Here is a 23,215-nt window from a genome sequence, read left to right as displayed (position 1 = left end):
CATCACCTGCTCAACGCAGGCTGTTGATCAACAAATTGAGGGTGGGGGCAATGATCAGCACCAGCATGGGCAACATGATGAGCGCCATCTGGATGAGGGTGATCTTGCCCGGCAGGGAGCCAGCCTGCTCCTCCAGTGCCAGTCTCCGCATCTGGCGCGCCTCCTGACTAATGGTGCGCATGGTCTCGGCCAATGGCGACCCGTACTGCTGAGCCATCTGCAAGGTGTTGGCGAGACGATCCAGCTCGGGCAAGCCGGTCCGCCAGGCAAGCCGTGCCAGACAGCTGGCCTGATCGCCGCGCATCTGGATCTCGGCATGAGTACGCAAGAATTGCCTGGCAAGCCCCGGCTCCAACGCCTCCAGATAGTGACCCACTCGCAGCAACGCCCGATCCAGCGCAAGCCCCGCCTCGACACTGATCACCAGCAGGTCGATGGCATCAGGCACCACCTTCTGCTGAGCCGCCTTGACCTTGCGGGCCCGCCACTGCAGCCAGCGCTCCGGCAAACCGGCCCCTACCACATAGGCCATCAGTACCCACATCAGGGTGAATCCATCGGCGGGGGCAACCAGCAGGCGCCATGTCAGCACCATGATGGCCAACCCCAGCCCCCCCAGCAGCTTGGCCCCCCGTAACCGGTCAAAACCCTGGCTGGCAAAGATCCCGGCTTGCGCCAGTAACTGCTGCAAGCGTGCCTGCTCGCGGCCGCCCACCGGATAACAGCGGCCGCACCACGCCAGCCACTCACGCCCCGGCACCTTTGCCGCAGCAAGAGTGGCATAACGGCGACACTGTTGTTGCCACTGTTGTTGTTGCCGGTAACCGTACCAGCCCGTCACTGCGGCAAGCGCAAGCGACAGCAGTGCCAATGCGAATAGTTGGGTAACAGCCATGACCTACCCCTGCAGACGCGTGAGCCGGCGGATAAGCCAGAGCCCCACCGCCACGCTGATTGAGACATACCCCATCACCCACTGGCCGCTGGCCGTGGTCATCAGATAGGTAAAGTGCTCCCGCCCGGTACTGAACAGCACCAGCAGGATGATGACAGGCAGAGCGGCCAATACCTTGGCAGAGTTGCGACTCTCGGCGGTGATGGTCTGGATGCTGGCCGCCAGGGTCTGACGCGCACGCAGGGTTTCGACCAGTTGTGCCAGCACGTCGGAGAGGCGACCACCGGTCTCTTGCTGCAGGCTGAGCACTATGGTCAGAAACTGGAACTCGGCCACCGTGACCCTGCTTGCCGCCTGTCGCATCACCTGCGCCACCGGTTGCCCCACCTGCAACTCGTCGTGCATCTGGGCAAACAGCCGTGACATCAAGCCGCGCTGCTGCCGTGCCACTTGCTGGAAAATATCGGCCAGCGGCGCCCCCACCCGCAGCGCCCGGATCATCCCGTCAATCACCTCGGGCAGGCCAGTGCGAAACTGCTCCAGCGCTCGCTGTTGCAGCTGTTGATAGAGCAGCAGACCAAGCAGCAGTGCCCCGCCAACCGCCAGCAACAACGCCAGCCAAAGCGGCATGCCATTGGCGACCAGCAAGATGCAGGCAAGTGCGGCGCCTGCCGGCCCCTGCCAGCACCAGCGTGTCAGTTGTTCCTGCCCCACCATGGTCACCATCTGCTGATACCACTGGGGCAAGGGACGCGCCACCTCCCGGGACTCCGGTTGCCCGCCATAACGCTGGCTCTGTTGCAACCAGGCTTCACGCCGACTCTGCCACTGCCAGAGCAGCAGACAAGCCACCCCCCAGCCAAGGCAGACGGATAACAGCATACTCATGCGCCCTCCTCCCCATCTTCATCCATGCACGCCTGCAACTCGGCTAGCAAGCCCGCCTGACGAGCCTTTTCTTGTACCCCGGACGAGAGCGGATGGGCCATGAAGCGCCCCTGCAACTTGCCATGCAGCTCGGACTCCAGCACGAAACGAAACAACGGTTGCATCCTGATCTGGCCCCCCTCCAGCGCCGTGATTTCACTGATGGCAGTGATGCGGCGCTGACCATCGCGCATCCGCTCCAGTTGCACCACCAGATCCACCGCGCTGGCGATCTGGGCCTGAATGATCTGCTCGGAGAGGCGCTCCGCCCCCATCTGCAACATGTTGGTCAGGCGCAGCAGCGCATCTTCCGGTGTGTTGGCGTGCAGGGTGCAGAGTGAACCGTCATGTCCTGTGTTCATCGCCTGCAGCATGTCGAACGCCTCGGCGCCGCGCACTTCCCCCAAGATGATCCGGTCCGGCCGCATCCGCAGCGCATTTCGCACCAGCGCCCGCACACTCACCTCCCCCTTGCCTTCGGCACTCTCGTTGCGCGTCTCCAGCGGTACCCAGTGCGGCTGTTCAAGAGAGAGCTCGGCGGCATCCTCAATGGTGATGATCCGCTCGTCGTCGTTGATGTGCTTGCTCAAGGCGTTGAGCAGGGTGGTCTTGCCCGACCCCGTCCCCCCCGAGATCAACACGTTGAAACGACTGCGAGCAGCCAGACCGAGAAAGCGGGCCATGGCGTCCGACAAGGCCCCTTTCTCCACCAGGTGAGCAAACGTCAGGCGGCTACTCGGGAATTTACGAATGGAGATGGAAGTGCCGCACAGGGCGATCGGCGGTGCAATGACGTTGACCCGGCTGCCATCGGCCAGACGGGCATCCACCATGGGGGTGGACTCATCCACCCGCCGTCCCACCGCATTGACGATCCGCTGCGCCACATTGAACACATGTTGACGGTCGCGAAAGCGCACCCCTGATAACACCAGCTTGCCGTGCCGCTCCACATAGACCTTGTCCGGACCATTGACCAGAATGTCCGACACCTCGGGATCGTCGAGCAGGGGTTGCAGCGGCCCGACCCCCACCATCTCGTCCACCAGTTGCCGCCCCAGCAGGAGCAACTCCTGACGGTTGTAAGGGAGCATGCGGCGGCTCGAGAGCTGATCGAGGGCATTGGCGACCCGCTCCAGCAATGCATCACGGGGCAAGGTGGCGGCCACCGAGGGCTCCACCAGCTCGTAAAACGCCTCGCGCGCGGCCTCAGACATGGTCAGCAGCGCCCCTTGTACCGGCGGCTGCCGATTGCTGGCTTGTCCAAACATCAGCGCAATCCTCCCCGGCGGCGTCCCGCTGGTTGAGTGCCAACCAGCTCGGCTGCCAGCCACTTGATTGCTCGGGCCAGTTTGCTTTTTTGTTTGATAAGCGCCATGCCGGCCCGCTCGGCTCGCACAAAGGCGCCGTGGTCATAAGGCAATACGGCGGCATGAGGTTGACCACAGACCCGTTCCAGCTCCGTGGCGGGCACTCGCCCCTCCTTGCCGCGGCAATGGTTGCCTACCAGCAGGTGACGTTGAGCCTGCCCCCCTTTGGGCAAGTTCCCCAACAGTCGCAATGCCCCCAGACTGAAATCGTGCAACCAGATCACCACATCTGCCTCTTGCAGCAAGGCGCGTAACCCATGGCTGCGCAGGTCCGGCACATCGATAATGAGGGTGCTGTAGTGCTCCGCCATCACATTGACCGCGGCCACCAGCTGCTCGGCGCCGAGCACCAGCTCAGCACCCTCGTCATAGAAAAGGAACAACCGTGGCCCGAGTTGATGAGCGGTGTGGGCCAGCAGGGTGCCATCTAACCGATCAGTCGCCTGCCACCACTGCTCGCCGGGCGGGGCATAGTCGCTGCCCAGCAAAATAGGGTGACGGCTGTGATAAAGATTGAGATCCAGCAGGGCCACCTGACGGTGATGCTGCTCTGCCAGCTCCAGTGCCAGATTGGCGCAAACGGTACTGGTGCCCACGCCACCCGCGGCCCCCACGACACAGATCACTCTCCCTTTGCGCAAGGAGGTCACCAGCGGCACCCCCAGCAGACGCAACAGACCTGCACGAAGCGCATCAGGATCCAGCGGCGCCGGGTAGTAATCATCCACCCCCACCGAGACCAACCAGCGAAACAGGGCAACATCTCCCCGCTCCCCCAGCAGCACCAGCCGCATCTGGGGTGGACAACATTCGGCAAGCGCCGCCAGATCAGCCGCCAGCGTCTGCTGATTTTCCACTTCCACCAGCAGGATATCGGGTGCCCCGTGAGCCAGACAGTGCGCTCTGGCCTCCACCAGAGAACCCGTCAGTTGCAGGTGCTCCACATCGCTCAATCCGGCCATCACCCGCTCTACCCCGGCACTCAAGGCGGGCTGGCGCGTCACGGCCACCAGCCGTTTGGCTTGTTCACTCATGACTTACTCCCCGGTCGTCTGCTGTTTCTTGGCCGACTTGGCCTTGCCCTGATAGAGGCGCTGTACCGCGCCGGCATCGAGGGCGCTACCACTGCCGTCATAACGGGCACCACGAGCCCAGTGCTCGCCATGGCTTTGGGCACGATATTGATTGCGCAGCACCAGACAGGCGCTGGCAGGGGCTGACGCCCCGCCTCTGGCATAACGGCAGCTATCCGGCTGTAAGGTGGCATCGAGTAGCACCTGATAATCACCTTGCCCGGTCGGGGTGAAGATGAGCCGGGTATCGAGCGCCAGCCACTGAGCCAGTTGCTGGCGCAGCGCCTCCGGCGTTGGCGCACGGCTTGCTGGCTGCGGCCCGCTGATCTGCAGCGTGACGGTGCCCGCCTCCAGCCGATTGGCCAAGGGGGCCAGTTGCCATTGCAACTGCTGTTGCAACTGCTGCGGGGCAACCCGGAATTGCAACTGATCCTTGAGAGGGGCAGCCGGAGGTGGGGTGGTACAAGCCAGTAACGGCAACGTCATGGCCAGCAACAGCGTCTCTTTCAACATGGTCATCCTCCTCAGTAGCTGTAGCCATAGTTGCCGAACAGGCGGGTTGTCTGCGCCGCCGGCAATTGGGTTGACCCCATGTCGGTGAAGAACAGTCGCTCGAAGCGACTCGGTGCCCGGTAGTGATCCAGCGGCGTCGACAGGGAGAGGGGATCGCTGGTGGGCTGCACCAGACGGGCGGTGGCGATGATCACCAGCTCGCTCTCCTGATTTTTGAAGCTGTTGCTGCCAAAGAAGGGGGCCAGCCCGGGGATCTCTCCCAGGAAGGGCAGCGCTTCGTTATTCTGGTTGCGATGGCTGCGCACCAGACCTGCCAGCGCAAAGCTCTGACCGTCAGCCAGTTCGATGGTGGTGGTGGTACGACGCGTCTCGATGCCCGGTACCACGACCCCGGCAATGGTGACGCTGTTCTCCCGGCTCAGGGTCGATACTTCCGGGGAGACCGTCAGGCTGATGCGGTTGTTGTCGAGCAAGGTCGGCGTCAGCTCCAGCGAGATGCCGAACTTCTTGAACTCAATCTCGGGCCCGTTATCCCCGTTGCCAACCGGAAAGGGGAACTCACCGCCGGACATAAAGGTCGCCGCCTCTCCCGATTTGGCCGTCAGGTTGGGCTCGGCCAGTACATTGACCAGGCTGTTTTCCACCAGCGCATCGATGATGGCGTTGATGTAGACCACATCTTTCTTGCCGCTCCAGCTGCCTCGCGCCAGCGGCTTCGGGAAACGGTTACCCGGCGAGACACCCAACTGCAGATACTCCCCCATCGCGCTCCAGCGCAGCCCCAGCTGTTCACTGGTAGTACGCTGCATCTCGACGATGCGCACCGATATGTTGATTTGATCCGATCCGGCCAGTCGCAGCTGGTTGATGACATTGGCGTACTGACCGCTGCCCCCACCGGCGACAGCGGCACCTTCATCCTGGTTACCCGCCGGAGGCGCAGGGGCCGTCACCGTACTCTGGGCAACGGATTGCGGTTGCAGTCCCTTGGCAAAGCCTTCCACCATGCTGAGGATTTCGTGCGCCTGCAGCGGGCTGGTCACCTCTCCTGCCACTACGATGGCACCGCCCGACTCGCTAAAGGTGAGTCGACTCTGGGGGAAATGCTGACGGGCCAGCTGTTCAAGCGGTGCGAGATCAGCGACGACGGTTACCCGATAGTGACCCAGGGTTCGGCCATCGAGGGCTGTCACCACCAGATCGGTGTTGCCCACCTTGCGGCCATAGATCAGCAACTGCTGATCAGAGGGGCTGTGCACTCTGACCAACTCCGAATTGGCCACAAATGCATCCAGCACAGGTTCATCAAAATTGAGCAGGGTAGATTGCTCGGGAGTGAGCGTCAGGCTCTCGGCGGCTGCGGCCCAGAGCGGCAGCATGGCGAGCAATATGGCAAATGTTCGCAACATCATTTCCTTTCTGTGTTGATTAGGGTTGGCGGGTTCGGTCTTTGCCGTCGCCATAACTGATCTTGACCCCATGACCTGGAATGGCTCTCGGGTTCTGGCCGCGAGCGACCTGTTCAGCCCATATCAGACTCCCCTCTGGCAGCGCCATCGCAGGGTTGCCCGCCGGTGCGGTCTGTGCCGAACGCAGTACCAGAGCCAGCTCTCCCAAGCGATGTGCCAGCAACAAGCGTGCTGCCGCCCGGGGGGGCAACTCGAAGGTCACGGCGACCTGGTCGAAGTTATCCTGTGCCGCAGGATTGCCGTTGAGCGCGGCGATATCGGTCACCTGGGCGTCGATGGCCAGCAGTTTGATATCGGTCAGAATGATCTCGGCCGACTGATTGCTGGTTACCTCTGCCCCTTGGGCATTGTGCTGACGCGCATGCTTGCTGGTGAGGATCACATCCACCCGGTTACCGGGCCGGATCAGGCCGTGGCTGGCCGCCTCCCTCCCCAACGCCAGCGTTACCGCTCGCATGCCCGGCGCCATCATGGCGGAGAGATAGTGACTCTGCTCGGGACGAACCAGATCATCGGCAGAGACTATCTGGCCCGCCTCCAGCGTGCGGGTCACCAGACTCCCTTTGAGGGCCTTGGTATCGGTAAAACCAAACAGAAAGAGACCCGGCAGGTTCCTCTCTTCGGCTTCGGGAAGGGCTTGCCAGCGCAGATCTTCGGGATGGATGAAAGAGCCGGCCTGCACCCGATGGGCGGCAACCAGCACTTGGGCCACCCGATCCGGCGCCAACGATTCTGCTGGCGGATCCCGTGGGGATGCACCGCTCTGCGGCGCAGGTTCAGCTGGCCACAAGGTAGCCAGCATCGCCGCCAGCACCAGCAGTGCAGCGATAAGCAAAAAGAGTTTCTTCATAAGGTGTGACTACATAAATAGAGGTGTGGTCAGAGCTGTCGCCCAGAGGATGGCAACCCCATAAGGCACAGTAGTTGGATTGGGTGAAGGGCGCAGGCGGCTATGGATCAAACACACCAGGCTGAGCAGGCCACCGGAGAACGCCATCAACAGCAATAATTCGGGCCATTGCTCGCCTGCCCCATAGAGGCAGACCGCCAGCAACTTACTGTCCCCGGCGCCACACCAACCTTGGTGATAGGCAACCAGCCCCAACAGCAAGGTCAGTATGGCCAACACCAGTGACAGCGGATTGAACGGCAACAACCAGCCAACCCAGAGGGCCAGTACCAGCACCGCCAGATTGGGGATCCGCCGTTCGAACAAATCACTGACCAGACACCAGCAGGCCATCAGTATGGCGAGCCATTGCCCCCACGCCATCACTTGCCAGCCGCGTCCATATTCAACCCGGCAACAATGGCGGTGAACTTCTCCTTCAACGCCGTGATGAAGATCCCGTCCGAGCCAAATATGGCCAGGATCCCGGCCGCCAATCCTGCAGCCAGGATGCCGTACTCAATGGCTGTGGCACCTCTTTCATCCTTCATGTAGTCACGAAGGTAATCCCAAACTCGCATCGTCATTTTTTGTCCCTGTTTTTTTATGCCTGAAATTAAACAACGACAAGATGATATTGAGATCGCAAACGAGAATCAATATCATTATCACCAAATGAAATAATTCGCAGAGTGAATTTGCAAATCTAACTAAGTTAACAGCAAAAGCATCTGCAATGGGTTTCATTTACGCGCTAAAAACCGGACTTGGCAGATTAATAATCTAAACAACAATAACGGAGTCGAACGTGTTCAGGACAACGAAACCACTGCTATTGCTCCTTTGCTGCGCCACATTGCTGGCATGCAAGGCAGAGCTGGGCAGCCCCGAGCAGGCGGGAAATAACGCAAGCAACAGCGGAGGAAGCGGTAGCAACCAGCAACCCACCACACCGGATAGCGGAAGTGGCAACAACCCGGGCACAGCTGGAGGTACTGCCAGCGGAGGAAGCACCAGCAGTAGCAGCGGAGGGAGCTCAGGTAGCGACTCGGGAACAACTGCACCAGACCAATCGGGCCAACCAACAACGGAGACGACACAGCCCGCCCCACCCACTTCGCTGGATCTGGCCGGCGCACTGCCGCTGACTCACGAACAGGGTGGACAATTTGATATTCAGCTCTGTGCCGACAAGGTCTGCGTCACCCAGAGCGCTCAGGCTGATGGCAGTTTCGGCTTCAAACTGAAATTGAGCCAATGGCCACAAGACAAGGCGCTGCGCCTCGTCGCCAGCCACCGTCAGAACAGCGCGCTATCCCTCAGCAGTGAATTGCCTACGCTGACACAACTGCTCAAACAGGATCAAAACGGGGATGGCATCATCACCGAGCAAGAGAGTCCTCGCCTGCACCTCTCCCCCATGCCGCTGGCATATCAGAGCATCATCGCGGCGCTGCAAAAGCAGGAGGGAAAACAGGATGTCTCTGGCCAGCTCTTCAGTGACCCTCATCTCAATCACCGTTTTGCCCGAGATCTCACCGCCTTGCTGCAGTTGACCCTGAACGGCGATATGCCGAACCCGGCTCAGCAGCTCGGTGAGTTGGCAACTGCACTGGTTAGCCAGCAACAGTCCAACCCGACATCCACCCTGTTTGAACACCTGGCGACACTGGCCGCCAGCCAAGGCACAACATTACCTGACGACGCCGAAGCCCGGCTGAACGATGCCCTCGCTGCCATGGAGAAACTGGATTCCCGCACAGCGACCTACCAGCTGCTCACCACCTTCTACCCACAGCGCAAACTGACCTTGCTGGGACAATTCCCCTCTCGTCTGAGCGAAGCATCGGTATCGGTAGAGATCGGCGCCAAACCCAACCACGATGGGCTCAATGCCCACTATTTCAAACCCGAACGCCCCATTCGCCCACAACGGCTTGCGGTAATGGCCCAGAGTGGTCAGATGCAAGAGTCTCTTCTCATCAAGCAGGGCAACCAGTACAGCATCACGCTCACGCTCGCTGACCTCAACAACAGCTTCGCCAGTTGCAAACCGGGCAGCCGCGAGACCAGTGATGACCTGATGGAAGACACCCTGACCCTGGTGGTACAGGATGCCAAGAGTGAGGTGGAACTGCGCTCGGTGCTCGGCTCTTTCTGCGAGCTGGTCAAGCGCGATGAAAATCGCGATGGCATGCTCGGTGCCAACGAATACCCACGCCTCAATGTGGGCTATACCACCACGGCGCAGTGGGCTCTGCTGCTCAAAACCACCCTCAGTGCCGGCATGGGCTCTTTCCTGGACTGGCAAGCCTGGACCCTGGCGGAGCTGGATCAAAAACTCAAGGCACTACCGAGGCATCAGGTTGAGCTACTGGCAGCCATGGTTGCCCTGCAGACCGAGGGGGAGCTCTGGCAGCAACCTGTCAACCTGATCGAGGGCACTGATTTTCGCCAGCAACTGCTGAGCTGGCTGGAGATCAACATGGCCAATGAATATTCAACCGTGTCCCGCAACAATCAGATACCGGACCTGTTCAAACTGGAAACCACCATCGCCGACAATAGCGGGCTGGGCCCCCTGTTGAATGCCAATCCAGACAAGAACATCTCCCACATCATCAAGGCGGCGACCGGTCTGATCCGCAACTCGGAAAGCGATGCTCTTCTCTATCCCGGAACCAGCACAGCTGGTAGCTGGCTCACCCCCTACCCCAACAGCCCCATATCCCCTGTCTGTCAGCGCGAGGTGTTGTCAGATCAAGTGATCGGCCTGGCTATTCTGGGCCAGGGCCGTGATCAGGATGGTAGCCACTGGGTCACCATCGGCTGGCAACCCCAGGAGGGAGTGAGTCAGTATCGAATTGGCTGGGGGAAAACCCCGTTTGAACATATTGAAAACGCCGAACAGCAAGACATCAGCCAGCTGACTCGCATCACCCTCAAGGGTCTCCCTCACTATCAGGACTACCAGATAAGAGTGATGAGCGAGGGTGGCACCATCAGTGCCCCACTGACCTACCGAGCCGGGCAGTTGCATGTGGCCGATACCCGTATCACCCACAGCATGGGGCTAGATGATGGCAAGCGTGGCCGGGACTTGGATAGCCGCTGCGATCCCTTGAGTGGACAAGCGGTCAACAGCAATCTGGATGGAGTGCTCGGCGCTCGCTACATCAAGCTGGACAACCGGGGAGATCCCCTGCCACGCCAGGATCTCTCCTACAAACAGATGCCGTTTGCCTGCGTGGCCGACGCCCTGAGTGGGCTGGTGTGGGAGACCAAGGTACAACACAAGGATGGCGAATCTTCCCTGCACGATGACAAAAGCCTGTTTGCCTATGACGATATCCAGAGCAACAACGCCTTCAACGGCAGCTGCTATGACCCGCAAAGTGGTGCTCTGGCTAGTGACCGCAGCCGCTGCAACCTGAAACGCCAGATAAGCCAAGTCAACCAGAGCAAGCTATGCGGCCTCTCCAACTGGCGCGCCCCCAGCCAGCAGGAATTCTACGGCATCATGACCCTGACCCGGGATAACCCCATTGCCCTCGACACCCGCTACTTCCCATTCAATTCAGGACTATCTGTCACTTATGGTCAGTGGAACGCGGTAGAGACGATCTTCTACGGCTTCTGGACCTCGGATGTGATGCCGGTCAGTCGCCCCATCGGCACCTGGGAGAAAGATGACGGCGGACCAGATGCTTACCAGGTTCGCCCAACTACCCAGCTACGTGGCAGCATTGCCCGCCAGTATCAACCCCACCACGTCATGCTGGTGAGCGATGGCTTCAAGGTCACAGGAGAATAAAATGCACCACTCTCTCTTCCCTCTGTTACTAACTGCCGCCCTGTTGCCAGTAGCAAGCCTGGCCCGTGTATGTCTGCCTGGCTATCAGGACGATGATACCCGTTTCGTTAGCGAACTGATCGACACGGCCGAAGGCAAGCTGCAGGTGGTCAACGACAGAGCCACCGGTCTGCAGTGGCTCTACTGCCCCTACGGCCAACAAGTCAGTGATAATGGCTCTGGCTGTGAAGGCATGCCTGAGGTGATCAACAGCAGAGCAAACCCGAGTGACAACCCCTTGATGACCATCATCATGCAGGCCAACGACCGGCTGAACACCCCTGCACACCCTTGGCGGGCCCCAGACATCAAGGAGCTGTTTACCCTCTACAACCCTCAGTGCCAACCTGGTACCTACAGCGCAGTGGGCTTTCCAGACCCTCAGCTGGCCGCAGATACTGAAACCCTCAAACAGCGTGCGTGTGAAGCCAGATATGATCCGGTGACCCATAAGTATATTAAGCCGACCGAAGAGCAGACACAGGCTTGCAACAAGCTCACCGAGCAAAGCAATGCCTTAACCATGCTCCAGTTTATTTCAGACAGTTCCTCCGGAGATGGATACAACTACCTTCAGTTCGAACCATCACATGAAGTGTTTAATGAAGGCGGTTACAGCGCACCTATGCTTAGGCTCGTCAGGCCAATCCCTAGCCACAGTGAATGACGCCGTGCTGGCCAAAGGGAGGTAACTCCCTTTGGCAATTTTTGCCTTGGCTTTTTACTTCCGCCAAGGGAGTAGGTATGATTCGGTCAGCGTAAAAAGACTTGAATGGATGATCTGAACTCGATATGCGGATGAAACACCTGATTGCCGCGGCTTTGACCGCCCTCACCCTCTCCGGTTGCAGCCTGGTCTATCGTATCGATATTCCCCAGGGCAACTATGTGGAACAAAAACAGGTCGACAAACTGCGCCAGGGGATGACCCGCGAGCAGGTCAGCTATGTGCTGGGGACCCCCATGCTGCGCGACGGCTTTGACCCCAACACTTGGTATTACCTCTATGAATTCCAGCCAGGCCACGGCGACAAGGAACGCAAAGAACTCACCGTCACCTTTGCCAATGACAGGCTGACCACAGTGACGGGTGACTTCCCGCTGCCAGCAGCTTTCAATACCCCGCTCTGATATCCCGCAAAACCGGCCTCGCGCCGGTTTTGTTTTATCCAGCCTCCGCACTATCTATCTTGCCCGTTATCCTGTCAGGGGATGTCGTGTCATCTCCTACCATTGCAGCTGCCCGCAAATTGCCTGATGCTGATGAACAGCCACCATGGCATCAACATTATCGAACGACACAGGGAGAATCCCCATGAGCCGGATCCTGATTGCCGGAGCCAGCGGCCTGATCGGTCGCGAACTGGTGCAGCAACTGCCTGCCGAACATGAACTGACCCTGCTCTGTCGCAAGCCGGGCAAGGAGGCGCACCACTGGCTGCCGGTCAATTTTGATGATCTGGCCAGCGTCACCCTCTCCCGCCCGGTGGATATTGCCTTCTGTGCCCTCGGTACCACCCGCAAGGAGGCGGGCTCTGCCGAGGCGTTTCGCCGGGTCGATCTCGACTATGTGGTCGCCTTTGCCGAGCTGGCCCGTCGCCACGGTTGTCAACGGCTCATCGTGGTCTCGAGCATGGGAGCCAACACAAGTTCCCCGGCTCTCTATCCGCGAACCAAGGGGGAGATGGAGCAGGCCCTTCTGGACCAATCCTGGCCACGGCTCGCCATCGTACGGCCCGCTATGCTGCTCGGAGATCGCCAGCCACCGCGCCTCTCCGAGCAGATCTTTCAGACCATCTATCCGCTGTTTCGGCCGCTGCTGGTGGGCAAGCTCGCCCGCTGGCGCGCCATCGAGGCCCGTCAGGTGGCCCACGCCATGATTACCCTCTCCCGGCAACCCGCCGGGAGCGAGATTGTCGAAAACGAGCAACTGCTGGCACTCTGAACCCGGCCTTCCCCACTACTTACGTACTGTGCTGCAAAAACAGAGCCGCAAAAACAAAAGAGCAAGCCAATTGGCTTGCCCTTTGTTTGTCTGTTGGCGAGGTACCCTGACCGCCTCTTGCCATCACAGGCCGCGCTCGGCTGTCAGGGCAACATCCATCAACCGCGAATATGGTCGATAAAGGCGTCGATCTGCTCGCGGGTGCAGGCAGGATTCATAAAGACCGCCTTCTCCCCTGCGATGTAGGAGTATTTGCCCCGTGCGTCATAGTCGGAATGGGCCACCGCCTCCACCCAGTTGGTGTAGAGCCCCACCTTGCCGCGCCCCTTGAACAGGCTGCGGTGATAGTCGGTATTGCGCTGCAGTCGCGCCTTGTAGGCAGGGTCGCTTGAGCGGGCCAGCTCGAAGGCGAACTCGGCTTCCGGATCGCTCACCCACTCGGGGTTGTAGATCTTGAAGCCGACGCTCGGCCCCTGATTCTCCTGCGCCACCAGCTTGACGTTGCCAAGCTGGCTCAGGCGATAGCGGAAGTAGTTGGCATTTTGCAGGCAGTGGGCCAGCACGGTGCGATATCCCTCGACCCCCATGTAGTTGAGCGCCGCATAGGCACCGAACAGACCGCTCGCGCCGCGGGAGCACTCGATGGTGGATTGCAGGTGGGTCTGGCCCTGAATGTCCCGCTCGAAGTAGGAGAAGTTCTCCGGGTCATTCTCCATCGCCTTGAGGTCATCCTGCTCCTTGATCATCACCAGACTGGAGGTGTAGGGCACATAGCCCCACTTCTGGAAGTCGACGGTGAAGGAGTCGGCATATTTGAGCTCGGCAAAGCGCGCCACGTTGCGCTCGATCCCCGCCAGAGTCGCGCTGTTGATGGCGAGCGGGTTGGCGGCAAAGTCGTAACCCAGGAAGAAGATCATCGACCAGCCGATGGCGGCATCGACGTGGATATGGGGCTTGACCGCCACCTCGAACTGCTCGCAGAGGCGATTGCGCAGCTCGAACACGGGTTTCACCTGATCCACACCGAAGGTGTCGGTGGTGCCCATGGTGAGCATGATGGTGGGCACCACGTGTTTGAGGGCAAAACAGGCGGTCAGGGTGCGCTCGAGGTGGTCGAGATCGATGTCGTTGTTCTCGCCGACCTGAATGCGGATGGTCTTGTTCTCGATGTCGACCCCGAGCAGGGAGAGGTTGGTGATGTTGGAGTAATGCCCCCCCTGGGAGTTGATGATGCGGTAATCCTGATAGTGACCGAGCCCCTTGTGCTTGGCCTCCGGCAAGGTTTTGCGAATGCCGAGCAGGTAGCCGTAGAGGTTACAGAAGGTCCCCCCCTGGGTGAAGATGCCGGTGGCCCGCTCGGGGTCATAGCCTGCCAGCAGCGCAATCTGGCGCACCACCTTCTTCTCCAGCTCCTCGGCCACTCCGGCATATTCGGAGTAAACCAGATTGGGGTTGGCCAGAATGCCCAGCTGGGCGCCGTAGATGGCGGGATCTGCCGACATGGTGATGACGTTCTCGACGCTGGAGGGGTTCTCCCAATCCTTCGACAGCGCGGCGGCAAACAGCAGCTCGGCCATGGGCTCGCCCGGGGTACGCATGGTGGCGGGCACCGGCATGGTCTCGCAGAGATCGGCCAGGCGGGCGCGGCCATCAGGCCAGGCATTCAAACGGGCATCCGGCGCCAGACTACGGGCCCGAAATTCGTTGAGGGTGGCAAATCCGGGTTCGCGAAAAACGGGCCAGAGATCGGGATTGCGCGAGAAAAAGTTGGCTTTGACTGTGGCGAAACGGGCTGAAAAATCGGGGTGGACGGCATTGACGCTTTCGTCTTGCAGATAAACTAAGTCACTCATTTTTATACCATTAGTACAGCAAATGTGCGGCCGTTATACCCCTGAGGCAGCGGGGCCGACAGTGACAATATCTAATGGTCTACCCTACTTTTTGTCATGTATCAGTCATCACAAGGGCTGGCAAAAAGGCGCCTTTGAGGCGCCTCTTTATATTTCGTGATCTTGCTCCCATCCAGGCTGACAGAGTCCTTACTACCAGACCGCCATCAGCACAGCGCCCCCTCAACGCAGGGAGGCCAACAGCCACCGGGCAAACTCCGCCAGCTCGCTCTGCTGCTGCGGGAAGGCCGCCAACCAGGGCTGCAGACGCGCGGCGACAGCGTCCGGTCGATAGCCGCAACCCGCCAGTTCGGCCACCAGCAGATCAAACGGGGCCGGCTCCAGAGTATCGCTAAAGAGCTGTGCCCGGGTGATGACCCCCTTCTCCACATCAAAGTGCAACTCCACCCCGCCCCAGCTGAACCGCTCCTCCAGCAGATGGCTGAACGCCGGGGCATGACCATAGTTCCACTCCCAACTGCGCTGACGGGCGAAGGTCTCGGCAAAGCCCGGCAGATCCGGCATCTGCTCGGGGGAGATATGCTCGGGCTCAACTCGCGCGCCGTAATGGTGGAAAAAGGCCTCCTGCAGCGCCTTGCTCACCTGTTGATGGTCGATCCCCGGCAGCAGTTCGCACAGATTGGCCACCCGGCTGCGCACCGAGGTGATCCCCTTGGCCGCCAGCTTCTTGGGGTCGGGGTTGAGGTAGTTGGCAAGGCGGCCGAGATCGGCATCCAGCAGCAGGGTGCCGTGGTGAAACCCGCGATCCAGAGTCTCCCGATAGGCCGACCCCGATACCTTGCGCTCCCCGTCCGGGGTCGCCACCAGCAGATCGTTGCGACCGGAGGCAAAGGCCTCGATCCCCAATCGTTTGAGCCCGTCCAGCACGATGGCGGTGGAGACGCTCTTGTCATACTCCGGCTTGCCCGCCATGAAGGTGAAGCAGCTGTTGCCAAGGTCGTGGAACACGGCGCCGCCACCGCTGCTGCGACGCGCCAGGGTCACCCCGTCCTCTTCCATGCGGCGGGTATTGCACTCCTTCCACGGGTTCTGGGCTCGGCCGATCACCACGGTATTGGCGTTGCGCCAGAGGAACAGCACCCGCTGGCCGGGGTCCATCTGGCGGAAGATGCACTCCTCAACGGCCAGATTGAACAGGGGATCGTGAGAGTCGGAGACAAGCAGACGCAAGCGGGACATAAAAAGACCTTATCCGGAACTGGGGGCAGCATGATAACACTGACGGGGTACCATCACTGAGCTGTCGCACATTAACCGGTGCGCAGCAGCCGCGATACATTTGTGTCACACCTGACTGCCCCATAAAAGTATCTATTGATATAACGACACAGCTTGACGTGCAACCACGAAAAAAATGCAGTCAAGCCACAATGACAGCAATAAAAACGGGAAAAAGTGGCTAGAATGCGACCACTTCGATAGGCCATATGACTCTCTTATTGGTCACATAACTTGCAAAAAAACGGCATGTATCCATCCCGTGTGATGAACGACACAAAAATGACTTTCCAACCCCCCTATACCCTATTGCAAACGCCTTTTCTCCCCTTGCAGGTGACACAAAATTGCTTGAATCTAGCCTAGACACCGCTCCCGAGAGAAACGTTGTATGACGGAGAACGCAGCCCCCCGCCAGCCCCTCAGCTGGTTTATGCCAATGCTGGTCGGTATGGTCATCGCGACCCTGACCTCTTCCCCCGTGCGAGCCGGCGAGCAGGTCATCGTCCAGTTGCCGTGGCAACACCAGTTCCAGTTTGCCGGTTACTACGCGGCCATCGCCAAAGGGTTTTATCGGGAGGCCGGTCTGCATGTCACCCTGCGCGAAGCGGACTCCCGCACCGATGTGGTCAGCGAGGTGATCTCGGGAAAGGCCCAGTTTGGCATCAGCGGCAGTGACCTGCTGCTGGATCGGGCTGCCGGTCGCCCGGTGGTGGTGCTCGCCGCCCTGCTGCAGCACTCGCCGCTGGTTCTGCTCACCCTGGATAGGCCAGATATTCGCAACCCGGCCGATCTGGCCAACAAGCGACTGATGCTGGAGCCTGGCTCCAACGAGCTGCTGACCTACCTTTCCCACCATACCCGCAGCCGCGACTGGGTCACCCTCCCCTACAAACAGGGGATAGAGGCACTGCTGGCGGGCAAGGTGGATGCCATCAGCGCCTACAGCACTACCGAGCCCTTCTATCTGCAACAAAAAGGGATCCCCTATCGGGTCTTCAGTCCGCGCACCATCGACTTCGACTTCTACGGCGACAACCTGTTTACCTCCGAGCGGGAGCTGATCACCCGACAGGATCGGGTCTACGCCTTCCAGCAGGCCAGCCTCAAGGGGTGGCGCTATGCGATGGACCACCCCGAAGAGATGATCAACCTCATCATGGAACAGTACCCGACCGGGGCTGGCCGTGAACAGCTGGAGTTCGAGGCTCGCGAAACCAGAGAGCTGATGCAGCCGGATCTGATCGAACCTGGCTACATGCAGCAGGAGCGCTGGCTGCAGATCGCCAAAACCTATCTGGAGGCGGGCATGCTCACGGTATTGCCCAACCTCGACCGCTTTATCTACGACCCGGCGCAGGAGCGGCTGCGCCAGCAACGGCAACTGCTCGACAAGAGCGTGGCGGTGGCCATGCTCATCACCTTTACCCTGATGACCCTGCTCGGCATCTTCTTGCACCTCTATCTGCGCCTGCGCCAGGAGGCGCGGGATCGCCAGCGGCTGACCCGTGAACTGGCCCAGAGCGAGCAGCACTATCGCTTCGTGGCGGAGAACAGCGCCGATGTAATCTGGACCATGGATGCAGCCAGCTTGCGCTTTCGCTATGTCAGCCCGGCCATCACTCCTCTGAGCGGCTACGAAGCCCCAGAGCTGTTTGCCCTGCCCCTCAAACAGCTGCTGCCCGATGCCTCAAGGCAACTGCTGCGCGAGGAGATCTCCGCCACCCTGGAGGCCTGGCAGCGGGGGGAACATGACCAGACTCGCCGGGTCATTCGCACCCAGCTGCGCCACAAGGATGGCCATCTGGTAGCCACCGAAACCATCACCACCCTCCATGGCAACCACAATGCCCAGCCGGAGGCGATCCTCGGGGTCACCCGGGATATCACCGAGCGGGCAGCGCGAGAGGAGATGATGCGCCGCCTCGCCTTCTACGACCCCCTCACCGGGCTGCCCAATCGCCGCTTGCTGCAGCAACGGCTCAAGGAGCTGATGGAGCAGGAGACGCCCCGTCCGCTGGCGCTGATGTTTATCGATCTCGATCACTTCAAGCCGATCAACGACACCTTCGGCCATGAGACCGGGGATATTCTGCTCAATATGGTGGCCGAGCGGATGAGCCACTGCGTGCGCAAACAGGATCTGGTGGCACGGCTGGGGGGCGACGAGTTCGTTATCTTGCTGCCGGATAGTGGCGACGAAGTGCTGGCGGTGGCCGACAAGCTGCACCAGCAGCTGCGCCATCCGTTCCAGCTGGAGGGGCAGGAGCTGCTTATCTCCAGCAGTATCGGGCTGGCGCTCTATCCCGAGCACGGGGAGGATGCCAAGACGCTGATGCACCACGCCGATCAGGCCATGTATCAGGCGAAGAATCGCGGCCGCGGCCGGGTCTGCCTCTATACCGAAGGCCTTGATCCCGAGCAGGGCGCGCTGCTGTGGCAACCCGGCCACGAGTGCGGTCACCCGCGCATCGATGCCGAGCATCGCCAGCTCTTCGTATTGACCAACCGGCTGCTGGAGCGGATGAAAGATCAGCACGAGGATCCGGCCCCGTTTCTGGAGAGTCTGGAGAGCCTGTTCGACATGGCCCGCCATCACTTCGCCTTTGAAGAGCAGATGCTGGCGGAGATCGACTATCGGGAACTCGTCAGCCACCGTCAGGATCACCAGCGCCTGCTCAACAAAGCAAGCCAACTGCTGCACGCCGCCAAAGCGGGGACACTGGGCAACGATGAGCTGCTCAACTTCATCATTCAGGAGCTGGTGGTCGGCCACATGAGTCAGGCGGATCGCCGCTACTTCCCCCTGTTCAGATCTGAGCGCAGCGTGCCGGTTGCAGAGGGGGTCACCTAGTCCCCCCTGTTCAGACCCGAGCATAACGCGCCTCTTGCGAAAGGGGCGCTCTAGTCACCGCGCAGGGCAACAACTGGGTCGAGACGCACTGCCCGCAGCGCAGGAGCGACCCCGGCCAGCAGGCCCACCAGGGCGCTGCAACCGAGCGCCAGCAGCAGATAGAGAGGATGGAGGGTGAGCGGCAAGCCGGCCGCCAGCAGGGTGAGCAGTAGCTTGAGCCCGCCGAGCAGGGCCAGCCCCATGGCCCCGCCCAGCAGCGCCAGCACCACGGCTTCGAGCAGGAACAACAATAGAATGCGCCGCCGTGGGCAACCCAGCGCCATCAGCAAACCCACCTCGGGGATCCGCTCCTGCTGGGCGATGCTCATGATGCTGAAGATGCCGACCGCCCCGATCAGCAGCGAGATAATGCCGAGCCCGCCAACCGCCAGCTTGATGATGGAGAGTATCTTGTCGAGGCTGGTCAGCATGTCCTGCTGGGAGGTGAGGGTGAAATCCTCAGCGCCGTGGCGGGCAATCAGCACCCGCCGGATCTGGGCTGTGATGTCGGCCTCCGTCTGCCCGGCGCGATAGATGACGTCGATCTCCTGCAGCCCCTCCTTGTTGAACAGCGCCTGGGCGTGAGCGGCGGGCAGATAGATCATGTCGTCCAGATCAAAGCCGAGAAATTGCCCCTTGGGCGCCAGCACCCCGGCCACCCGAAAACGGCGATCACCAGCCCGCAGCAGACTGCCCGGCCCATCGCCGCCGGGAAACAGCTCCGCCGCCACCTTGGCCCCCAGCACCGCATAGGCGCGGGGCATGGCACTGTCGTCCGCGGGCAGAAAACGCCCCTGCACCAGGGTGAGTCGCCAGCCGGAGAGCGCCGCCGGGCCGGTGCCCAGAATGGCGGTGCTGCGGGTGAGCCCGCGGCTGCGCACCTCCCCTTGCCCCTGCACTACAGGGAGCGCAGCCTCTACCCCTGCCAATCTGGCGAGGGCATCGGCGTCCTCCAGCAGCAGGGGACGGCTGCTGGAGAGGATGCCGGGCGGGCCGCCGGCAGTTTCGGTCTTGCCTGGGGTCACGGCGATCAGCCGGGTGCCAAATTGGGAGAAGCTGTCGAGCAGATAGAGCCTGAGCCCCTCGCCGATGCCGGTGAGCAGGGTCACCGAGGCGATCCCGATGGCAATGCCCAGCGCCGACAGCAGACTGCGACTGCGCCCCGCCAGCAAGGCGCGCCAGAGCCAGAACAGCAGATCCGCGGCGCGCATCAGCCACCGCTCCACTGCCCGCTGCGCAGGCTGCTGACCGGATCTTGCCGTGCCGCCCGGGAGGCGGGCAGCCAGCTAAAAAACAGCCCGGTCAGCAGGGCCGCAGGTATGGTGCAGAAAGTAGCGAGCAGAGGGACTGCCGCCGGAAATCCGGGCCAAATCACTCCGGCGAGGGCAACCAGGGCATAGCCCAACACAGTGCCAAACAGCGCGCCACTGCCGCTCAGCAGCAACGCCTCCCACAAAAACAGCTGGCGGATCTGACGACTGTCGGCCCCCAGCGCCTTGAGCAGGCCGATCTCGCCGGTGCGCTGGCGGGTGCTGATCAGCGCCAGATTCATCATCATGATGCCGGAGACCAGCAGGCTGATTGCGCCAATACCGGCAACTGCCAGAGTAAGGGTCGAGAGAATGGTGGAGAAGGTGGCCAGCATGGCGTCACGGCGCACCACGGTCACATCGAGCACCCCGTGGCGCGCCTGCATCAGCTGCTCCAGTCGCTTGACCAGCGGGGGCACCGCTTGCCCCGCCAGCGGCTGGATCAGCAGCCGAAACAGCCCCTCGGTATTGAACAGCCGCATGGCGCTGCCGACCGGGATCAGCGCGGCTTCCGCCATGTCCATCCCCAGATTGCTGCTCTGGCTGGTGAAGACCCCCACCACCCGAAAGCGGCGATTGTCAAAACGCAGCCACTGGCCGACCGGATCGGCCTGACCGAACAGCTCCCGGGCCACCACGGCCCCGAGCAGGACGACCGGCCGATCCTCTGCGGCATCCCCCGGTAGCCAGCGACCGGAGAGCAGTTCCAGCCCGTGGGTATCGCGCAGCCCGTTGCTGCTGCCAAGCAGCATGGTCTGGCGCAGCCGTGCCCCCTGTTTGGCCTCGGCAAAGCCCATCACCAGCGGCACCAGTCGCACGTTTGGCTGGTGCTGGCCAAGATAGTGCATATCATCGAGAGTGATCTGCCGCAGACTGTTGCCGGTGACCGGCGGCAGCCCGCCGGTGGTCTCCTTGCGGCCCGGGAACATCACCAGCAGATCCTTGCCAAGGGAGCTGAACTGGTCGGCCACATAACGCCTCGCCCCCTCACCCAGCGCGGTGAGCAGCAGCACCGAGGTGACGCTCAGACTCACCGCCAGGATCAAGACCAGCGCCCGTGAGCGCTGGCGCAGCAGAGCCACGGCGGCAAAGCGGATCACATCGGGGCGCCGCATTCAGCCACCGCCGCTATCAATGTTGATGCGGCCATCGTTCATCAGGATCCGCCTGCCCGCCCGCTCACCGAGGCGCGGATCATGGGTTACCACCACCAGCGTGATCCCCTGCTCCCGGTTGAGCTCCTCCAGCAGGGTAATCACCTCCTCCCCGGAGCGGGAGTCGAGATTGCCGGTGGGCTCGTCGGCCAGGATCAGCCGCGGCGCCATTGCCATGGCCCGGGCGATGGCTACCCGCTGACGCTGACCGCCGGATAGTTCGGCAGGGCGGTGTCCGGCCCGGTTCTCCAGCCCCAGCTCCCCCAGCAACTGCTGGCTGCGGCGATGGCGCTCGGCGGGGGCGATCCCGCACAGCATCAGCGGCAACTCGACGTTTTCACGGGCGGTGAGGCGGGAGATGAGGTGAAACGACTGGAACACGAAACCGATGCGATGGCCGCGCAGCTGGGCCAGCGCCGGCTCTGACAGGGTGGCGGTATCCTCCCCTCCCAGCCAGTAGCGCCCCTCATCGGGCCGATCCAGCAGCCCCAGCACATTGAGCAGAGTCGATTTGCCGGAGCCAGAGGGGCCCATCACCGCCAGATACTCCCCCTCGGCAACCCGCAGAGAGACGCGATCGAGGGCAGCCACTTCGCTCCCCCCCAGAGTGAAGCGACGGCTGACTGCATCAAGGCGAATGAGATCACTCATCCGTCTGTTCCGTGGCGTCGCTGAAAGGGCCCTCCCCGACAATCTGTCCGGGCTGAGCTGCCAGCCGATCACCGGCGGCGAGCCCCTCGGCGACTTCAATCCAGTTCCAGTTCTCCACACCCCAACGGGGTACCACCCGCACCAGCTTATCCCCTTCCAGCCGCAGCACGCTGCCATCGTCGGCCCGGCTGCTGGCCGCTACCCGCAGCACATCGGTAGCGCGGGTCACCTCGACTTCAAGGTCGGCGCTGTAGCCAATAAGCAGGGGGACATCTGTGGGCAGGGCAGTGAGCGCAGCCTCCACCTCCACGGTGCGGGCCTGCTTCTCCAGCTCCTTCACATAGGGGGCGATACGGGTGACGGTAGAGGCAAAATCGCGCCCGGGCATGGCGTCGAGCAGTACCCGGGCAGACTGACCCACCTTGAGGCGGGCAGCATCCACCTCATCGATGGGGGCAGAGACATACAGACAGCGATCGTCGATGAGATCGATAACCGGGGGCATGGCTACTCCGGGCGGTGAGGGGGTCATGTATTCGCCCAGCTTGCTGTTGACCTCCGCCACCACACCGGCAAACGGCGCCAGCAGACGGCGCTCGCTCAAGCGAGCCTCCACCTGGGCGACCTGCGCCTCGTCGACCCGCTCCTGCTGACGGGATGCCTGACAGACATAGCGGCGGGTATCGGCCAGATTCTGGGCCTGCTCGGCGAGGGTGCGGGAGGTGAGGTTTTTGGCCAGCAAGGTGGCCAGCCTGTTGGCCTCCCGCTCGTAGTAGGCCGCCTCGCTGCAACGCTCCTCGCGCTGGGTCTTGCCGAGCGCCTGCTGGGCACGGGCACGGGCAAGATCGGCGTGAATATCGTCGCTCCAGAGGGTCAGCAGCAGATCTCCCCGGGCTACCCGCTCCCCGGCCTTGACGGCGATCTGCTCCACCACGCCGCCACCGGGCAGACTGAGCCCGGCCCGCTGACACGACTTAATGGTGCCAGCCCGGGTGTTGACCACAGTGACCAGCACATCCCCCCGCCCGACCTCTGCCAGCCTAATCGGCGTCGGCTGCGGTCGCCACCACCATGCCAGAGCAGCCACCGCTACCACAGCGCCACTTCCCCACCACAACCAACCTCTCTTCATCGCGCATCCT

Annotated in this window: 20 protein-coding genes; 5 read left to right on the top strand and 15 right to left on the bottom strand. The window is 61.5% G+C overall.

Going from position 1 to position 23,215, the window contains the following annotated elements:
* Positions 1-10 precede the first annotated feature (10 nt).
* Genes I6L47_RS21125 through I6L47_RS21085 form a run of 9 tightly spaced genes read right to left on the bottom strand, consistent with a single transcriptional unit; the run spans position 11 to position 7,723 of the window.
* Positions 11-895 (bottom strand): type II secretion system F family protein, encoded by an 885-nt coding sequence (locus I6L47_RS21125; protein WP_216948292.1) that lies wholly within the window; start codon positions 893-895, stop codon positions 11-13.
* Positions 896-898: 3 nt separating this feature from the next.
* A complete protein-coding gene (locus I6L47_RS21120; RefSeq protein WP_216948291.1) occupies positions 899-1,783 on the bottom strand; it encodes a type II secretion system F family protein in 885 nt (294 codons plus the stop codon).
* On the bottom strand, positions 1,780-3,093 hold the full coding sequence (locus tag I6L47_RS21115) for a CpaF family protein (protein ID WP_216948290.1): 1,314 nt from the start codon (positions 3,091-3,093) through the stop codon (positions 1,780-1,782). Before I6L47_RS21115 ends, I6L47_RS21120 begins: the two co-directional genes overlap by 4 nt.
* Positions 3,093-4,226, bottom strand: coding sequence for a P-loop NTPase (locus I6L47_RS21110; protein WP_216948289.1), 1,134 nt, complete (start codon positions 4,224-4,226; stop codon positions 3,093-3,095). The genes I6L47_RS21115 and I6L47_RS21110 overlap by 1 nt, the downstream gene beginning before the upstream one ends.
* 3 nt (positions 4,227-4,229) lie before the next feature.
* Positions 4,230-4,778: a pilus assembly protein FlpD gene (locus tag I6L47_RS21105; RefSeq protein WP_216948288.1), complete on the bottom strand. Its 549-nt coding sequence runs from the start codon at positions 4,776-4,778 to the stop codon at positions 4,230-4,232.
* A gap of 11 nt (positions 4,779-4,789) precedes the next feature.
* The gene (locus I6L47_RS21100) at positions 4,790-6,187 is read right to left on the bottom strand and encodes a type II and III secretion system protein family protein (protein WP_216949399.1); all 1,398 of its coding nucleotides are present in this window, start codon (positions 6,185-6,187) and stop codon (positions 4,790-4,792) included.
* Between the two features lie 19 nt (positions 6,188-6,206).
* A complete protein-coding gene (gene cpaB, locus I6L47_RS21095; protein WP_216948287.1) occupies positions 6,207-7,097 on the bottom strand; it encodes a Flp pilus assembly protein CpaB in 891 nt (296 codons plus the stop codon).
* A 9-nt stretch (positions 7,098-7,106) separates the two neighbouring features.
* Positions 7,107-7,520: a prepilin peptidase gene (locus I6L47_RS21090; protein ID WP_216948286.1), complete on the bottom strand. Its 414-nt coding sequence runs from the start codon at positions 7,518-7,520 to the stop codon at positions 7,107-7,109.
* Positions 7,520-7,723, bottom strand: a complete 204-nt coding sequence (locus tag I6L47_RS21085) for a Flp family type IVb pilin (RefSeq protein WP_064341479.1) — start codon at positions 7,721-7,723, stop codon at positions 7,520-7,522. The genes I6L47_RS21090 and I6L47_RS21085 overlap by 1 nt, the downstream gene beginning before the upstream one ends.
* Positions 7,724-7,944: 221 nt before the next feature.
* On the opposite strand from I6L47_RS21085, the gene I6L47_RS21080 reads away from it, so the two are divergent.
* From I6L47_RS21080 to I6L47_RS21065, 4 genes are all read left to right on the top strand, one after another.
* Complete coding sequence (locus I6L47_RS21080; protein ID WP_216948285.1) at positions 7,945-10,950, top strand: DUF1566 domain-containing protein; 3,006 nt, start codon at positions 7,945-7,947, stop codon at positions 10,948-10,950.
* Position 10,951: 1 nt separating this feature from the next.
* The gene (locus tag I6L47_RS21075) at positions 10,952-11,656 is read left to right on the top strand and encodes a DUF1566 domain-containing protein (RefSeq protein ID WP_216948284.1); all 705 of its coding nucleotides are present in this window, start codon (positions 10,952-10,954) and stop codon (positions 11,654-11,656) included.
* Between the two features lie 125 nt (positions 11,657-11,781).
* Positions 11,782-12,120 carry an outer membrane protein assembly factor BamE gene (gene bamE / locus I6L47_RS21070; protein ID WP_005337980.1) on the top strand — a complete coding sequence of 113 codons (339 nt, stop codon included), beginning with the start codon at positions 11,782-11,784 and terminating at the stop codon, positions 12,118-12,120.
* Positions 12,121-12,304: 184 nt separating this feature from the next.
* The gene (locus I6L47_RS21065; protein ID WP_216948283.1) at positions 12,305-12,934 is read left to right on the top strand and encodes an NAD(P)H-binding protein; all 630 of its coding nucleotides are present in this window, start codon (positions 12,305-12,307) and stop codon (positions 12,932-12,934) included.
* A gap of 158 nt (positions 12,935-13,092) precedes the next feature.
* On the opposite strand, the gene I6L47_RS21060 is transcribed toward I6L47_RS21065, so the two are convergent.
* Both I6L47_RS21060 and I6L47_RS21055 read right to left on the bottom strand, forming a co-directional pair.
* Positions 13,093-14,787, bottom strand: a complete 1,695-nt coding sequence (locus tag I6L47_RS21060; protein WP_216948282.1) for a pyridoxal-dependent decarboxylase — start codon at positions 14,785-14,787, stop codon at positions 13,093-13,095.
* A 222-nt stretch (positions 14,788-15,009) separates the two neighbouring features.
* Positions 15,010-16,026: a lipoate--protein ligase A gene (locus I6L47_RS21055; RefSeq protein ID WP_216948281.1), complete on the bottom strand. Its 1,017-nt coding sequence runs from the start codon at positions 16,024-16,026 to the stop codon at positions 15,010-15,012.
* 478 nt (positions 16,027-16,504) lie between these two features.
* Between I6L47_RS21055 and I6L47_RS21050 the strand changes: the two genes are divergently transcribed.
* Entirely contained in the window at positions 16,505-18,919 is a 2,415-nt protein-coding gene (locus I6L47_RS21050; protein WP_254204876.1) for a diguanylate cyclase, read from the top strand.
* 50 nt (positions 18,920-18,969) lie between these two features.
* Here the strand turns inward: I6L47_RS21050 and I6L47_RS21045 are convergent, their stop codons facing one another.
* Genes I6L47_RS21045 through I6L47_RS21030 form a run of 4 tightly spaced genes read right to left on the bottom strand, consistent with a single transcriptional unit; the run spans position 18,970 to position 23,205 of the window.
* The gene (locus I6L47_RS21045) at positions 18,970-20,169 is read right to left on the bottom strand and encodes an ABC transporter permease (RefSeq protein WP_201942140.1); all 1,200 of its coding nucleotides are present in this window, start codon (positions 20,167-20,169) and stop codon (positions 18,970-18,972) included.
* Entirely contained in the window at positions 20,169-21,383 is a 1,215-nt protein-coding gene (locus I6L47_RS21040) for an ABC transporter permease (RefSeq protein ID WP_216948279.1), read from the bottom strand. Before I6L47_RS21040 ends, I6L47_RS21045 begins: the two co-directional genes overlap by 1 nt.
* Positions 21,384-22,073 (bottom strand): ABC transporter ATP-binding protein, encoded by a 690-nt coding sequence (locus tag I6L47_RS21035; RefSeq protein WP_216948278.1) that lies wholly within the window; start codon positions 22,071-22,073, stop codon positions 21,384-21,386.
* Complete coding sequence (locus I6L47_RS21030; RefSeq protein WP_216948277.1) at positions 22,066-23,205, bottom strand: efflux RND transporter periplasmic adaptor subunit; 1,140 nt, start codon at positions 23,203-23,205, stop codon at positions 22,066-22,068. The genes I6L47_RS21035 and I6L47_RS21030 overlap by 8 nt, the downstream gene beginning before the upstream one ends.
* Between the last annotated feature and the right edge of the window lie 10 nt (positions 23,206-23,215).

Origin of the sequence: Aeromonas sp. FDAARGOS 1417 (genome assembly GCF_019046985.1) — a bacterium.
Classification (GTDB): domain Bacteria; phylum Pseudomonadota; class Gammaproteobacteria; order Enterobacterales; family Aeromonadaceae; genus Aeromonas; species Aeromonas veronii.
This window is presented reverse-complemented; position numbering and strand designations above follow the sequence as displayed.